The following is a 14,907-nucleotide window of genomic DNA, read 5'->3' on the forward strand; positions in this document are numbered from 1 at the left end:
GCAGCACTTTCGTACACCCGTGCTAGTAGCGTCTGGCGTCGACGCGTACGGCGTCGAACACCGCGTCCACCACCCGCGCCCGGCCTTGGCCGTCAACGGTGGACCAGGCGCGCGCGGCGAGCGTCGCGCGCCGCTGCGGCGAGCTGAGCAGCCCGTGCAGGGTCCGCGCCGCCGTCGCGCGGGCGGCTCGTCCGGCGACGCCGCTCGCGGTCAGTTCCGGCAGCTCGCCGAGGCCGGCGGCCAGGCCGTGACGAACCACCCGGGTGTACGACTCACGTTGGTTGTCGACCACGCAGACCAGTGCGCTGGGTGCGCCGAGGCAGCAGAGTTCCCAGGTGGACGTGCCGGCGGCGCTCACCACCAGGTCGGATTCGGTGATCAGCGCCGGCAGCGAGGTGGTGGGCGGGACCGCTCGGATGGTCTGCCTCCGGCCGGGGGCGACATCGTCGACCTCCGCCTCGATCTCGGGTCGGCCGACGATGACCGTGAGGTCCATCGGGTGACCGGTGGCCGCCAGCACCCGGGTCAGGACCGGGGCTGCGCCGACCGCGTCGGTGCCGCCGAAGAAGGCCAGCACCCGGGGGCGGCTGACCGCTCTGGCGGACGGGGCGACCGGCGGCCGGGCGCTGATCACGGTGTCCCGCAGCAGGGCGTACCCGCTCCCGGCGAGCAGCCGGCCGGGCAGCGCCGCGGCGGACCCCAGCTCGGGCAGGTCCGCCCCGGTGGCCCCCGGCACGGGCAGTTCCGCCCCGGAACTCAAGCTGGGCAGCTCCGCTCCGAAGTTCTGGTCGAGGTAGAGGTCCGCGACCTGGCCCCGGCTGTCGCCGTCGATGATGGCGAGGGTGTGGACGCCGGCGGCGCGCACCGCGCCGGCTCCGGCCGGGTCCAGTTCGTACGAGTCGAGGACCAGCACGTCCAGGTGGTGTCGGCGGGCCGCCTCGACCAGGTCGGCCGCCGACTCCGGGCCGGGGAGTAGCGGGATGCCCCGCGCGGCCAGCTCCGCGGTTGCCCAGTCGAGCCGTTCGACGGTGCCGAACACTGTGACGTCGGCGCCCCGGGCGAGGAACTCCTCGGCGAGCGCCAGGCAGCGGACGAGGTGGCCGACGCCGCGCCGCGGCCCGGCGTCACAGCGCAACCCGACCCTCAGGGTGCTCAGGATTCCTCCAGGTGCTTCTGTCGTACGTCGGCGTTGAGCGCGCGCAGCCGGGGCTGGCCGTCGAGCCAGTCGGCGAGCTTGGCCAGCGGCACGCTGACGTCACCGAAGTGGTCGATGATCGCGCTGACCAGCGTCCAGTCCTGCTCGGTGTCGAGGGTGAGCCGCAGCGCGGCGCGGTCCGGGGTGAGCGTCACCCCGAGCACCCGGAACAGCTCCGGATGGGTGTACGCGTACGAGGTGACGTGCACCCGGTGGTGGTCGGTGGCGAGCCGGCCCAGGGTGCGCAGCGTCTCCGCTCGGATGATCTCGACGTCGAGCCCTCGGGGCAGGGTCCGGGCGATGGACGTGCTGGCGTAGTCCAGCCCGGGGACCGCCCGGTACACCGATGCGACCACTGTGATGATCTCCGGGTCGAGCAGGGGGCAGTCGGCGGTGAACCGCATGACGGCGTCTCCCGGGTGCGCCGCGAGGGCGCCCACGAACCGGTCGAGCACGTCGTCGACCGGCCCGCGGTGGCACGGCACGTCGAGCCGCGCGCACTCGGCGGCCACCGCGTCGTCGACCGCGTCGGTGCTGGTGGCAACGACCAGGTCGGCCAGGACGCCGCTGTCCCGGGCGGCGCGTACGACCCGGCCCAGCACCGAGCGTCCGGCGAGCGGGCGGAGCACCTTGCCGGGCAGCCGGGACGAACCCATCCGAGCCTGCACGATGCCGACGATCCGCAGCCCCGCGTCGCCCGTGGAGGCCTCGGGCACCGGTAGGCCGGTCACTGCTGCTCCTCCTGCTTGGGGGCGAGCACCGCGGTGGCCCGGCGTTTGGCGGCGCGGGCACCCCGTTTGGCCAGCCGGGCCGGGGTGATGGCGAGCCGGCCCACCCGGTAGCTGAGCGACCCGCTGAGCAGGCTGATCGTCGTCTCGGCCCGGCGCAGCGCCCGTTCCCGCGAGGTGAGCAACTCCTCGGTCCACGCGGTCAGCGCCGCCAACCGGGTGAGTTCCTCGCGCTGGCGCAGCCACGCCTCGCGTAGCTGCTGGTAGCTGTGCCCGCCGACCGGCGGGTCGGTCGGCGTGACGGCGTGCAGTTCGGTGGCGAGGCCGACGGTGCCGTCGGCGTCCAGCCCGTGCAGCGCGGCGGCGATGGCCGCCTCGGCCTCGATCGCCTCGCTGACTGTCGCGCGGTCGAGGTCGTGGCCGGCGAGACCGCCGAGCACCACGGTCAGGCCCGCGACGTCGAGAGTGGACGACCATGGGTGGGCGTACCCGCCGGTCAGTAGGCCCGCGGCGAAGCGCCACAGCCCGCGGGCGAGCACCACGTCGGCGGGCAACGCGGCGGTGGCCCGCCAGCTGGGGTCGAGCACCGCGTACCGCTCGCCGTCGACCACCACGTTGTCGGTGCCGGCCAGCGCCGCCGCTCCGGCGATCCGGCCGTCGGCATCGGCCTGGCCGGCGAGCCAGCTCGCGTACCCGTGCAGCAGCGTGCGCAGGGTGGCCAGGTCGCGGCGCAGCGAGGCGTCGAGCAGCAGGGTACGCAGCAGCCGGCCGGACGGCACCGGTCCGGACAACGCGTCGGCGTCGCGGTAGGCGGCCTCGCGGCTGGCGAACGGCGCGGCGGCCGGCGTCGTCGCGTCGGTGGCCGGGATGAGGCCCCAGCGCCAACCGGACGGGCCGTGCAGCACCTCCAGCACGCCGATGCCGGGGCTACCGGTCTGCACGAGAGCCACCGGCAGGTCCGCCTCGACGACCGGGGTGGCCGGGTCCGTGGGTTCGGCGGGCCGGTGGGCGAGGGTCAGCCAGCTCGGTGCGAGGTCGGCGGCACGCCCGGCGTGCAGGGCGTCCACCGCCAGCCGGGCCGGGTCCTGAAGCACTGTGGCGCTGGTGAAACCCCCGGCGCAGGCGCCGTGCAGCACCGCGTCGAACAGGCCGGAGCCCGCGTCCCGGTCGAGGTGGTCGGCGTCCAGCAGCGCCGTCGGGGTGCTGACATCGGGGTACGCGGCCCAGCACGCGACCGGCCGCAGCCCCGCCGCGCCGAGCCGCTCGCGCAGTTGGTCCCGGTTGGCCGGGTGGGCGCGGTCCAGCACGCCACCGATGGTCCAGGCGGAGTCGTCGCGGCGGGCGTACCAGGGGCTGGTGTCGACGAGCCGATGCAGGCCCAGCGGGTTGTCCAGGCGCAGCAGCAACGCGCCGCCCGGCCGGACCGCGGCGACGAGTCGTGCCAGCACGGCGTCCCAGCCGAGGCGGGTGCCCTCCACCGACTCCACCGGGTCCAGCCCGGCAGCCGCGATCACCACGTCGTACGTCTCGTCGTCGGGTAGCCCGGCCGGGCCACCCACCACCACCCGGGCGGCCCGGTCCGCCAGCGCCACCGCGTCCGGGTGGCTGCGCAGCAGGCAGGTGACCTCGGCGTGGGTGAGCTGGTCGAGCAGTGCCGGGTCGTGTGGACCGGCCACCAGGACCCGGGCGCCGGGCGGCACCAGCAGTGCGGCCAGCGCGGCGAGCGGCCCGCCGTTGGCCAACCGTTCCTGCGGCAGATCCGACCAGGCCAGCATCTCGCCGCCCGGCAGGGTGATCCGGTCGGCGGGTGCCGCTTCAGTCGTCACTGTCTTCCTCTTCCTCCTGGAGGTTCGCCCAACCGAGCAGCTCGCGAAGCTCGGCGGGCGTGCATCGGTGGTCGGTGCCCAGCTCGGCGCGGGCGGTCTCGACGGCGGTGGGCAGGTCGACAGTGGTGCCGTGCAGCTGCGGCCACTGCCGTCGGATTCGAGCGGTGCCGCCGAAGGTGGGGTCCTCGTTGGACAGGATCATCGGGTCGCCGTAGACCGCCGGCTCGCATCCGGCCGCGATGCCGTAGAAGATCGCGCTGGTCAGCCGGTTGGATGCTACCCGGCGGTGGCGGCGCAGTTCAGTGAGCTGTCGGTCGAGGAACTCCGGATCGGTGTCCTTCCACCAGTGTCCCCGGTAGCCGTGGCAGATCACCCGGAACCCGGCGCGCTCGTAGAGCCGGCGTACGTTGCGCATCCGGTACTCGTGCCAGTACAGGCAGACCGTGACCGGGCCGGGCTCGGTGTCCTGGATGAGGGCGATCAGTTTGCGGTGGTCGCCCTTGACGTGTTGACCCTCCCAGCCGTGGAACGGGTACCAGATCGTGCCCTCCCGCTCCTCGGCCGGTGGGTCCTCGGGTCGCATGGCCAACAGGTAGCTGAACGGCGCGCCGATGACCACCACGTTGCGTCGCCCCACCGACCAGGCCCGGCGGCGGGTCTGCTCCGACCAGAGCAGGCTGGGGGTGCGTTCGGCGTACGGGTGGCCGGGGGCCAGGCCGTCACCGATGTTCCAGCCGTGCTGCACGTACCCGTTGATCCGGGGTGGGTGCCGGTCGCCGAGACCGGCGTAGCGGGCCAGCACGTGCGCGTGGCCGTAGAAGTGGTTGGCGTGGTGCATCAGGTTCCCATCAGACGGCGAGACGCACCGGGCCGCCGCGCACCGCTGCGGTCAGCGCGTCGATGACGCGGTCCTGGTCGGCGTCGCTGAGCCCCGGGTACAGCGGCAGCGACAGCTGCTGGGAGTAGAACGACTCGGCCACCGGGCAGGATCCGCGCCGGTAACCCAGGTCGGCGAAGGCCGGGTGCCAGTGCACCGGGATGTAGTTGACCTGGACGCCGATGCCGGCGGCGCGCATCCGGTCGTACACCTCGCGGCGACGTCCGTCGAGCACCCGGATCGGGTAGAGGTGCCAGGCCGGGTCGGCCCACGACCTGCGGCTTGGCGGCAGCACGCCGTCCAGGTCGGCCAGCGCCTCGTCGTAGCGGGCGACCAGGGCGCTGCGGCGGGCCGTGAACTCGCCGAGCCGACGTAGTTGGCTGCGGCCCAGGGCGCAGAGCACGTCCGGCAGCCGGTAGTTCAGCCCGAACTCGTGCACCTCCTGGTGCCAGCCGCCCTCGTCCGGGAACCGCAGGTCGTCGCGGTCGCGGACCACGCCGACACCACGGAACCGCCGGGCCCGCTTCAGGATCTCCGGGTCCAGCGCCGCGACGGCGCCACCCTCGGCGGTGGTCAGGTTCTTCGTGGGAAAGAACGAGAACGTGGTGAGGTCGGCGAGCGAACCGACCGGCCGACCGTGGTACGTCCCGCCGATGGAGTGCGCCGCGTCGGCGAGCAGCAGCGCGTCGCCGCCCCCGATCGACGTGCGCAGCGCGTCGTAGTCGGCGGGGTGTCCGGCGTAGTCGACGGCGGCGACGACCTTCGTGTGCGAGGTTACCGCGGCGGCGGCCGCCGCCGGGTCGAGGCAGAACGTCTCATCGTCGACGTCCGCGAACACGATCTTCGCGCCGAGGGCGACCGCGCTGCTGGCGGTCGCCACGAACGTCATCGGCGGGACGACCACCTCGTCGCCCGGCCCCACCCCGGCCGCCGCGTACGCCACGTGCAGCGCCGCGGTGCCGTTGGAGACGGCGGCGACGCCGACTCCGCCGGTCCACCGGGCGAGGTCGGCCTCGAAGGCGTCGACCTGCGGACCGGTGGTGAGCCAGTCGCCGCGCAGCACGTCGGCGACGGCTGCGACGTCGTCCTCGCTGATCGACTGTCGGCCGTACGGGAGCATCCCCGTCATCCGTTGATGCCGAGCATGTCGCGCAACTGCTCGACGCTGAGCCACTCGTCGTTGGTGTCCGACTGGTAGGCGAAGCCGTCCGGCACCGGGTCGCAGTCGATCGGCGCCTGGTAGCCCCACGTGGCGATGGTCGGTTGGACGATGAACCGGCCGTCGGCGCGCAGCGTCCGCCGGCTGTCGTCGGGCGCGATCATCTCCTCGTGCAGCTTCTCGCCCGGCCGGATCCCGATCTCGTGGGTGGTGGCGTCCGGGGCCACGGCCTCGACCAGGTCGAGGATGCGCATGCTCGGGATGCGCGGTACGAACAGCTCGCCGCCCTGCATCTGGTCGAACGAGTCCATGACGAACTGCACGGCCTGGTCCAGGGTGATCCAGAAGCGGGTCATCCGCTTGTCGGTGATCGGCAGGCTCTTGCCCTCGGCGGCCAGCCGACGGAACAGCGGGACCACCGAGCCGCGGCTGCCCACCACGTTGCCGTAGCGCACCACCGAGAACCGGGTGGGGTGCTGGGCGGCGTAGTGGTTGGCCGAGACGAACAGCTTGTCGCCGACCAGCTTCGTCGCGCCGTACAGGTTGATCGGGCTGGACGCCTTGTCGGTGGAGAGCGCGATGACCTTCTTGACGCCGGCCTCGATCGCCGCGTCGACGACGTGCTGCGAGCCGGTGATGTTGGTGGCGATGTACTCCGACGGGTTGTACTCCGCGGTGTCGACCTGCTTCAGGGCGGCGGCGTGCACCACGTGGTCGACGCCGTGCATGGCCCGGGTGAGGCGGTGCCGGTCCCGGATGTCGCCGATGAACCAGCGCAGCCGCGGGTCGTCACCGAGCTGCTGGCGCAGCTCGTACTGCTTGAGCTCGTCGCGGGAGAACACCACCACGCGGGCGGGGTCGGCCTCGTTGAGGATGTGCCGGAGGAACGTCCTGCCGAAGGAACCAGTTCCCCCGGTGATCAGAATGGACGATCCATTCAACTCACTCAATGTGGTGCTCCCGTGTTCGTGGATGAACGAGCGGCAGTGGGCCGGCCGACCGGGGTGACACGCTAGCCATGGCGGGTTAACTCCCCGGCGCTCGCGGATGAACCGCAACCTCTGCTCCCGTGAATGCCGAACACCGCGCAGGCGAACACTTCCGACCGCCCGGAATGCGGGCTGACCTGGCCCGACCGGGCCGTTACAGTGACCGCGCGAACGACCCGGCAGCCCGGCGCGCAGCCGGGTCCGGCGTTCACCCGACATCCACACCGGCTCGGTGCGAGCGGGCCACCCCGAGCGTCTCCGACGCCGGGCGGCGGGCCCGTCGAATCCGCGCGGGGCCGGTACGGCCGGCAATTCTGGAGGCGTTCATGGCACCCGGTAGTGACGTGATCGAGCGGCCGGTGGTGGCGGCCGGGACGCCGAGCGGCCCGCCCGCCCGACGGTGGCTGGTGCCGCTGCTGCTGGTCGTCGGTTGGGTGCTCAGCGTGGCCTGGCGCATGTGGTGGTCCCGGCACACAGTGCTGCCCATCGCGCACACCGACGAGGACAGCTACCTGAACACCGCCCGCGCGTTGGCCGGCGGCCCGGGGGGCTTCAGCAGCGAGAACGACCTGCTGCGCCGGGTCGGCTACCCGATGCTTATCTCGCCGGCGTTCCTCGGGGACCGGGACTTCACCGACAGCTACCGGATCGTCCAGCTGATCAATGCGATGGTGAACTCGACGCTGCTGCCGCTGGCGTACCTCTTCGGTCGTCGTCTGTTTCAGCTGCGCCGCTCGTACGCGCTGCTCGGCGCGGTCGCGGCGGCGACCCTGCCGGCCACCGCCTTCTACGCGGGCGTCGCCATGATCGACGCGGTGATGGCGCCGCTCGTGGTCGCCTGGCTGCTCGCCGTGCACCGCTGGATCACCCGGCCCGGCCCCCTCGCAGCCGCCGCAGTGGGCCTGCTCGTCGGCGGGTTCCACCTGCTGCACTCCCGCGGCCTGGTGATCGTGGCCGTGCACGCCGGGCTGGTCCTGCTGCTGTTCGTCCGCCGCCGGATCAGCCCGCCCGTCGTGCTCGCGGCGCTGCTGCCGGTGCTCGCCATGGCGCTCGTCAACGAGGCCGCCATCCGCTACCTCGGCGGCAAGGTCTACCTGCTCGGCAGCACTCCCGGCGGCAGCACGCTCGACGCGATCGCCTCCGCCCAGGGCGTGGTCCGGGTGAGCGCAGCGGTCACCACCCAGCTCTGGTACCTCGTGGTGATCACGTTCGGACTGGCCGGGGTGGCCTGGGCCGGGGCGGTCCGAGAGCTGTGGCGTCCCCGGCACGGCGACGCGGCCCGCTGGACGATGGGCGTGGCACTGGTGGTGACCGTCGGGGTGGCCGGCGGCGCGTCGGTGATCCTGTCCGGCATCACCGGCAAGCCACTGGACGCGATCTACGGCCGGTACGTGCAGATGCTCGCGCCGTTCTGGCTGCTGGTCGGCGTGGGGGTGCTGTTCACCGCCGGCTGGCGGGTGGTGCTGCGCCGGGTGGCGGTCGCGGTGGCGTTGCTGGTTGGTGGCGGCGCGCTGATCGCGGCCCGACTCGCGTACGTGGCCAGCCAGGGCCACCGGCTGCGCTACGGCGGTTTCAGCGCGCCGGACCTGGTGGCGTTGACCGCTGGCTGGCGGGAGTTGCGACCGGTGGTCGGGTCGCTGGTCGGCATCGCCGGCTGTGTGCTGCTCGTCGCCGCAGCCCGGGTGCCCCGCCTGCGGCTGCCGATCCTCGGCGCCCTCGTGGTGGTCAACCTCGTCACGATGCAGGTGATCGACCAACGGATCGTCCGACCGGTCGCCGAGAGCACCGCCCCGACGCCCCGGGTGGCCGACGTCGGCGTACGCCCCGGCGAGCGGGTGTGGGCCTCGACCGGCGTGCACTACGTCCTGCGGTTCAACCTCAGCCACCAGGTGACCTGGACCGACGTCCGGTGGTTCGGTGTCGGGCAGCCGCCGGCGGCGGCCCAGGTCGTGTTCGCCCGCTGGGCACCCGGACAGGCCGACGACTGGGACGGGGCGGCCTACGGCTTCGTTCGACTCGGCGGTAACCCGGCGCAGCACTGGGCCGCCTGGCGGCGCGTCTGACCCACCGCGCCCGGTGGACACCGCTATTCGTGAACGGCGGATGTCCACCGGGAACACTGCCGGTTAATGGTTCCCGTCCATTTCGGAAAATGGTCCGCCAATCAGCGCTGGCGGCGGTCAGCCCGAGCGAGGGAAATCGGGACGACGGTGATTTCCCGGCCGTCGGACAGTTCCTGTCGCGGCGTGCCCTCGACGAATCGGAAACGCCGGTTCATCTGTCGTACGACGGTATTGTGGCCGAGGACCTCGCCGTCGAGTCGATCCAGGTGCAGCCCGTCGAAGGCGTACTCGACGGCCTCCCGCATGACCCCCAGCCAGGCCGGCAGCGTCTCGCCCCTGGCGTCCAGGCCGTCGGCGTCGAGATAGAAGCCCCACGCGCCGGTCCGAGGGCCGTCCAACCGCAGGTCGAAGAAGGTGACCACACCGCAGGGCCGGTCGTCGCGGACGTACACCAGCACCCGCCGGGACGGGTCGTCGCGGACCGCCGACCACCAGCGGGCGTGCTCTGCGGCGGTGATCTCGTGGCTGGTCTTGCTGACCTGTCGATTGGTTTCCTGATTACGCCAGGACAACATCAGATGAACGTCGTCCGCCGTCGCTTCGCGCAGCACGTGCGTCTCGCTTTCCTAGCCGTTCACGTCGGGTCCCGGCACCTTACCCGGGCCTACCGGGAAATCAGATATGCATTCGTTGGGTTGTAGACTGCGGCGCATGAACGAATTGAGTCGCGCGCAGATCCGCGACCTCATGGCTCAGGTGCTGAAGAATCAGGACAAGGAGCTGCCCGCTGACGACGCGGCGCAGTTGCGGGAGATCGGCTTCCGGTCGCTCGACTTCTCCGAGCTGGCCCTGCGGGTGGAGGACGAGACGGGGGAGGAGCTCAACTTCGACGCCCCCGGGCTGCGTCGCATCGCCACCGTCGGGGATGTCCTCGACTTCCTCGTCGAGCTTCAACACCAGTGACCGTCACGACGTCGCGCCACCTGACCCCCGCCAGCCCGGAGCCAGCCGGTGTCGACAACCGGCTCGTCGTCGGTGGCGTCCCGCTGGCCTGGCGTTCGCTGCCGACGCCCACACTGCCCGACCCGGCGGCGGTGCTCGCCCGCTCGGCCGTGCACGCGCTCACCGCGGCGCGGCAGCACGCCGTGCACGGCACCGAGTTGCTGCTCAGCACCGCGAGTCGGGTCGACGCGACGATGCGCGCCGAGCTGCTGGAGGCCGGGTTCACCGTCGGCGTCCTCGACGACGACGGCGTGCACCCGAGCGCACCGGCCCGGCCGCGAGCCGCCGAGCCGGGCCGACTCTGGCTGCTGACCTCGGGCTCCACCGGGCGTCCGAAGCGGGTCGGGCACACCCTCGACACGCTGACCACAGTGCGAGCCGACCAGCCCGACCGGACCTGGCTCTGCCCGTACGCCCCGGGCACGTACGCCTGGTGGCAGGTCGTCACCCTGTCGCTGACCCAGCCCGGCCAGCACCTGGTGGTGGTCGAGCCCGACGAGTTGGACGACTGGCCCACTGTCGCGGCCACCCACGGGGTGGACGCGGCCTCCGGCACCCCGACCTTCTGGCGGCGCACCCTCTACCGCGACGCCGAGGCCCTCGCCCGGGTGCCGCTGCGCCAGATCACCCTCGGCGGGGAACCGGTGGACCAGGCGATCCTGGACCAGCTGCGGGAGGTCTTCCCGACGGCCCGGATCTCCTGGATCTACGCGTCCTCCGAGGTGGGGGCGTCCATTGTGGTGCACGACGGGCGGGCCGGGTTCCCGGTCGACTGGCTGGGCCGGGAAACCCCGGGCCGGCCGACGCTCTCCGTCCACCACGACGAACTGGTGGTCACCTCCCCATACCACGGGGCCGGTCTCGCCGGCCCGATCCGCACCGGGGACCGCGTGCAGGTGCTCGACGGCCGGGTGCTGATCACCGGGCGACTCGACTCCGACGAGATCAACGTCGGTGGTAGCAAGGTCTCCGCCGGTGTGGTCCGCGGTGTGCTCGCCGCTCATCCGGCGGTGGCCTGGGCCCGGGTGACCGGCCGCCGCGCCCCGGTGCTCGGGCGGATGGTGGTCGCCGAGGTGGTCCTCGGACCGTCCTGTGTGGACATCGACGAGGCCGCGCTGGTCCGCTGGTGCGCCGACCGGCTCCCCGAGCACGCGGTGCCGCGCCGCATTCGCGTCCTGACCGACATTCCCGTCAAGGAGACCCTGAAGAGCGATGTCTGAGCCAGCCGACAACCAGCTCGTACCGCCCAGCTCCGTGGTCCTCGTCTCCGGCGGTTCCCGTGGCCTGGGACTGGCCATCGTCACCGACCTGCTCGACGCGGGCGTACGCGTGGCCGCGTTCGCCCGCACCATCACCCCGGAGTTGGAGAAGCTCGCCGCCGAGCACCCCGACCGGGTGCACGTGGGTTCGGTGGACGTCACCGACCTGCGCGCCGCGCAGAGCTTCGTCCGCGAGGTGGAGCAGCACCTCGGCCCGATCGACGGCATCGTCAACAACGCCGCCATGGGGCAGGACTCGCTGCACGCGCACACCGCCACCGACGACATCGCCCGGATCATCGAGACCAACCTGACGGCCCCGCTGCAGCTGACCCGACTGGTGATCCGCCGGATGCTCGCCAAGGGGTTGCGCGGGCGGATCGTCAACATCACCTCGATCTGCGGGCAGCGCGGGTTCCCGGGTCTCGTCGCGTACTCGGCCACCAAGGGCGGCATGGACGCCGCCACCCGCTCGCTCGCCCGCGAACTCGGCGGCCGGATGCTGGTCAACTCGGTCGCGCCCGGCTTCTTCGCCTCGGAGATGTCCGCCGTGCTCGGTCCGACCCAGCTCGACCAGATCGTGCGCCGCACCCCGACCGGTCACCTGACCGAGCCGGTGGAGGTCACCCCGGTCGTGCGGATGCTGCTCCGGGAGCACACCAACATCAACGGCCAGGTCATCGTGGTGGACGGTGCCGCCGCCATCTGACCTGCGGTCGGTTCCCCTGCCGGTGCAACCGGCGCGGCGGATCGGCCGTACCGGGCCGGCCCAGTCGTCGGGGGCGGGCGGCGGGGCCACGCCGCGTCCAGTGCCTGGGCTGCTCGCCGCCGCCGAGCAGCATCTGCGCATCGGCGCCCCCGCCGACCTGGCCGACGCGGTGACCCGTAGCCACCTCGACGACGGCCGTTGCGTCGGCTGGCACGGCCCGCCGACGCCCGGTTGGCGGGTGGCCATCGACGCGGAGCGCACCGACGCCCCGGTGCCGCCGGCGCTGGCCCGCCGGTTCGGCGCCGGTGACTTCTGGGCCCGGTGGACCCGCGCCGAATGCTGCTGCAAGCTGGCCGACGTGCCGGTGGCGGCCTGGTGGCGGCGTCACGGCCTGGGTGCGCCGGCCGACGGCTCGGCGGTCTGGCGGACCCTCCGGCTGGCCGACCTGGTGGTCACCGTCGGCTTCGCCGCCAACGGCCGAGGTGCCGCCCCCCCAACGGCCCACCCCGCCAAACCCAACCCGCCCCCTAACACCCCACCCCACCCCACCCCACCCCACCCCGTCGATCATGGAGTTGTGGTGCCTCACAAAGCAGGCACCGGGGGTCTTAACGACCACCACAAGTCCATGATCGACACGGGCAGGCCGGGCCGGGCCGGGCAGGCCCGGGCCGGGCCGGGCCGCGTACGGGTGCGGTGGGGTTGGGGGTTAGATCTGGTTCCAGCTCAGGGGGGTGCCGCGGGGGATGTCGGTGGTGAAGGTGCGGCCCAGGACCCGGTCGATCTCCACGGGGGCCAGCCCACCGGCCGGTCGGATCGAGCGGACGTTGTGCGCCGTCACCGGATCGCCGGCCCGGACGTCCTCGACCACGAAGAGCGACCGGCGGAACCGGAGCCCCTCCCGCTCCGCGGGGGTCGGTCCGATCGCGGTGCCACCCAGCGCCTCGAACGCGCGGCCGGACTCGGCGACCAGGGCCGTGAGCTCCGCGGGGTTCAGAGAGAAGTCCGAGTCCACACCGCCGTCGGCCCGGTCCAACGTCACGTGCTTCTCGATGAAGCAGGCACCGAGCGCCACCGAGGCGACCGCCACTCCGATGCCGGGGGTGTGGTCGGAGAGCCCGACCGGCACGTCGAACGCGCCGGCCAGCACCGGCAACCGGCGCAGGTTGCTGTCGGCCGGCGGGGCCGGGTAGGACGCGGTGCAGGCCAGCAGGACGATGCCCGCCGCGCCGCCGGCCCGGGCGGTGCGCACGGCGGCGTCGATCTCGGCGACCGTCGCCATTCCGGTGGAGATCACCATCGGTTTGCCGGTGCTGGCCACCAGCCGGATCAGCGGCAGGTCGACAAGCTCCGACGAGGCGATCTTGTACGCGGGAGCGTCCAGCGACTCCAACAGCTCCACGGCGGTCGCGTCGAACGGCGACGAGAAGACGGTCAGGCCACGCTCGCGGGCCCGTTCGAAGATCGGGGCGTGCCACTCGTACGGGGTGTGCGCGCGTTCGTAGAGGCGGTACAGGTTTTCCCCGCCCCACAGCTCGTGCCCGCTGGAGATTCGAAAGGCCGGGGTGTCGACGTCGATGGTGATGGTGTCCGGCCGGTACGTCTGGAGCTTGAGCGCGTGCGCCCCGCTCGCTGCCACCGCGTCGACGATGGCCAGCGCCCGGTTCAGATCGCCGTTGTGGTTGCCGGACATCTCGGCGACCACGAACGGTCGCTCCCCGGCACCGACCGCGTGCGGTCCGATCTTGATTGTCGCTGTCATTCCGACCTCTGCTCAGGTACGCCCGCACCGGGGTGCGGTGGTGCTGTCGTCGTCCACCCGGCGGGCGGACGACCTGGAAAATCAGGACGCCGGGAGCAACCCCGGCTCCCGGCGTGCTCAGCGGTGGCGGCGATCACGGCAGCCGGCCGCCGGCCAGCGCGTCGCGCCGCTCCGGCGCGAGCCCACCGTCGCGCGTCGACCCCGCGCTCGCCCCTCGCCCCGGGTCCTCGTCGGCGGCGAGCGAACCGCCCCCGGCGCCGCCCACCGGTCCGGATCGACGCAGGCGACCAGCGACCCGGTGGGCCTGGCGCAGCGCCGAGTACGCCACCCAGTCACCCCGCCCGACGAGGCGGTGCTTGAGCCCGGTCACGCCCGGGGGCAGCGGATAGCCGCCGGTGGGCAGGTAGCGACGGTAGTGCGCCGCGGCCCGGTGGAAGAAGCCGCGCCGCAGGTGTGGGTGCAGCCGGCCATCGTTGCCCACCACCACCAGGTAGTGGCTGATCATCAGCTCGAACAGCTCGGCCTGCAACCGCTCGTCCGGGTGCTTCCGGGCGACCCAGTCCATCAGCCGCTCGTACTGGGCGAAGGCGTCGAAGTGCCGGCCGCTGCGGGTGGAGGTGATCGCGCCCTGGCGGCCCTGGCGGTACAGGTAGCAGACCCGGTCCAGCACGGAGATCTTCTCGGCCCCGATCAGCAGGGGGTGGCTGAACGGGATGTCCTCGTACCAGCCGGGAAAGAAGCGCAGCTCCAGCTCGTCCATGAAGTCCCGGCGGACCACCTTGTTCCAGGCGGTGTGCTGCACCCGCAGCAGTTGCGGCTGGTCGGCCAACCGGGTCACGCCGGTGATCCCGCGCAGCAGCGGGCTGCTGGCGTCGACCTCCCGCCGGCCGTCCTCGTGCACCCGCAGGTGGTCGAGCATCAGCACGTCGGGCTGGTGCTGGCGCAGTCGGTCCAGCACCGCGGCGATCGTGCCCGGTGGCAACCAGTCGTCGCTGTCGACGAACCAGACGTACCGGCCGTTGGCCACGTCGAGCCCGGCGTTGCGGGCCAGCCCCAGACCCACGTTGCTGCTCAGGTGCACGACCCGCACGCCGTCGCGGCTGACCGCGTACGAGCGGAGCATGTCGCCGCAGCCGTCCGGGGAGGCGTCGTCGACGGCGATCAGCTCGACCGCGTCCGACTCGCTCGCCGGGATGTCGGCCCGGATCGACTCGAGGCACTGGTACAGGTACGCCTCGACGCCGTACACGGGCACGACGATGCTCAGCAGCGGTGCGTGCGTCGGCTCATTGACCACGTCCGCCACCTTCGACGACCCGGGTGGCCGGGCCCGGAACC

General features: G+C 72.7%; 13 protein-coding genes. 4 read left to right on the forward strand and 9 right to left on the reverse strand.

From position 1 onward, the window contains the following. Window positions 1–22: 22 nt before the first annotated feature. From AB0B68_RS19485 to pseB, 6 genes are read right to left on the reverse strand one after another with little or no spacing between them, the layout of a single operon-like run. Window positions 23–1,156: a spore coat protein gene (locus tag AB0B68_RS19485; protein WP_357261640.1), complete on the reverse strand. Its 1,134-nt coding sequence runs from the start codon at window positions 1,154–1,156 to the stop codon at window positions 23–25. Further along, complete coding sequence (locus AB0B68_RS19490; protein ID WP_357261643.1) at window positions 1,153–1,881, reverse strand: glycosyltransferase family protein; 729 nt, start codon at window positions 1,879–1,881, stop codon at window positions 1,153–1,155. Before AB0B68_RS19490 ends, AB0B68_RS19485 begins: the two co-directional genes overlap by 4 nt. Before the next feature lie 41 nt (window positions 1,882–1,922). Continuing rightward, window positions 1,923–3,749, reverse strand: a complete 1,827-nt coding sequence (locus AB0B68_RS19495) for a class I SAM-dependent methyltransferase (RefSeq protein ID WP_357261516.1) — start codon at window positions 3,747–3,749, stop codon at window positions 1,923–1,925. Then, window positions 3,739–4,587 carry a hypothetical protein gene (locus AB0B68_RS19500; protein WP_357261518.1) on the reverse strand — a complete coding sequence of 283 codons (849 nt, stop codon included), beginning with the start codon at window positions 4,585–4,587 and terminating at the stop codon, window positions 3,739–3,741. Before AB0B68_RS19500 ends, AB0B68_RS19495 begins: the two co-directional genes overlap by 11 nt. Before the next feature lie 10 nt (window positions 4,588–4,597). Next, complete coding sequence (locus tag AB0B68_RS19505; RefSeq protein WP_357261523.1) at window positions 4,598–5,755, reverse strand: aminotransferase class I/II-fold pyridoxal phosphate-dependent enzyme; 1,158 nt, start codon at window positions 5,753–5,755, stop codon at window positions 4,598–4,600. Further along, window positions 5,752–6,735, reverse strand: a complete 984-nt coding sequence (pseB, locus tag AB0B68_RS19510) for a UDP-N-acetylglucosamine 4,6-dehydratase (inverting) (protein WP_357200104.1) — start codon at window positions 6,733–6,735, stop codon at window positions 5,752–5,754. Before pseB ends, AB0B68_RS19505 begins: the two co-directional genes overlap by 4 nt. A 365-nt stretch (window positions 6,736–7,100) precedes the next feature. Here pseB and AB0B68_RS19515 point away from each other — a divergent pair, with 365 nt between their 5' ends. Continuing rightward, window positions 7,101–8,837 (forward strand): hypothetical protein, encoded by a 1,737-nt coding sequence (locus AB0B68_RS19515; protein WP_357261526.1) that lies wholly within the window; start codon window positions 7,101–7,103, stop codon window positions 8,835–8,837. 101 nt (window positions 8,838–8,938) lie between these two features. Here AB0B68_RS19515 and AB0B68_RS19520 read toward each other — a convergent pair whose 3' ends face one another. Next, window positions 8,939–9,448, reverse strand: a complete 510-nt coding sequence (locus tag AB0B68_RS19520; RefSeq protein WP_355007096.1) for a GNAT family N-acetyltransferase — start codon at window positions 9,446–9,448, stop codon at window positions 8,939–8,941. Between the two features lie 100 nt (window positions 9,449–9,548). Between AB0B68_RS19520 and AB0B68_RS19525 the strand changes: the two genes are divergently transcribed. From AB0B68_RS19525 to AB0B68_RS19535, 3 genes are read left to right on the forward strand one after another with little or no spacing between them, the layout of a single operon-like run. Continuing rightward, a complete protein-coding gene (locus AB0B68_RS19525) occupies window positions 9,549–9,800 on the forward strand; it encodes an acyl carrier protein (protein ID WP_091401397.1) in 252 nt (83 codons plus the stop codon). Continuing rightward, window positions 9,797–11,059, forward strand: coding sequence for an AMP-binding protein (locus AB0B68_RS19530; RefSeq protein WP_357261530.1), 1,263 nt, complete (start codon window positions 9,797–9,799; stop codon window positions 11,057–11,059). Before AB0B68_RS19525 ends, AB0B68_RS19530 begins: the two co-directional genes overlap by 4 nt. Beyond that, window positions 11,052–11,807 carry an SDR family NAD(P)-dependent oxidoreductase gene (locus AB0B68_RS19535; RefSeq protein ID WP_355007098.1) on the forward strand — a complete coding sequence of 252 codons (756 nt, stop codon included), beginning with the start codon at window positions 11,052–11,054 and terminating at the stop codon, window positions 11,805–11,807. Before AB0B68_RS19530 ends, AB0B68_RS19535 begins: the two co-directional genes overlap by 8 nt. 709 nt (window positions 11,808–12,516) lie before the next feature. Here AB0B68_RS19535 and pseI read toward each other — a convergent pair. Together pseI and AB0B68_RS19545 are read right to left on the reverse strand one after the other, a co-directional pair. Next, entirely contained in the window at window positions 12,517–13,569 is a 1,053-nt protein-coding gene (gene pseI, locus AB0B68_RS19540) for a pseudaminic acid synthase (RefSeq protein ID WP_357261533.1), read from the reverse strand. Between the two features lie 133 nt (window positions 13,570–13,702). Next, on the reverse strand, window positions 13,703–14,866 hold the full coding sequence (locus AB0B68_RS19545; protein WP_357261536.1) for a glycosyltransferase: 1,164 nt from the start codon (window positions 14,864–14,866) through the stop codon (window positions 13,703–13,705). Between the last annotated feature and the right edge of the window lie 41 nt (window positions 14,867–14,907).

Source organism: Micromonospora sp. NPDC049049 (assembly GCF_040649115.1).
Classification (GTDB): domain Bacteria; phylum Actinomycetota; class Actinomycetes; order Mycobacteriales; family Micromonosporaceae; genus Micromonospora.

Coding starts and splice junctions, on each gene's coding strand:
- AB0B68_RS19500 (WP_357261518.1), bottom strand. CDS start 4,587: ATGCACCACGCCAACCACTTCTACGGCCACGCGCACGTGCTGGCCCGC.
- AB0B68_RS19505 (WP_357261523.1), bottom strand. CDS start 5,755: ATGACGGGGATGCTCCCGTACGGCCGACAGTCGATCAGCGAGGACGAC.
- AB0B68_RS19515 (WP_357261526.1), top strand. CDS start 7,101: ATGGCACCCGGTAGTGACGTGATCGAGCGGCCGGTGGTGGCGGCCGGG.
- AB0B68_RS19525 (WP_091401397.1), top strand. CDS start 9,549: ATGAACGAATTGAGTCGCGCGCAGATCCGCGACCTCATGGCTCAGGTG.
- AB0B68_RS19535 (WP_355007098.1), top strand. CDS start 11,052: ATGTCTGAGCCAGCCGACAACCAGCTCGTACCGCCCAGCTCCGTGGTC.
- pseI (WP_357261533.1), bottom strand. CDS start 13,569: ATGACAGCGACAATCAAGATCGGACCGCACGCGGTCGGTGCCGGGGAG.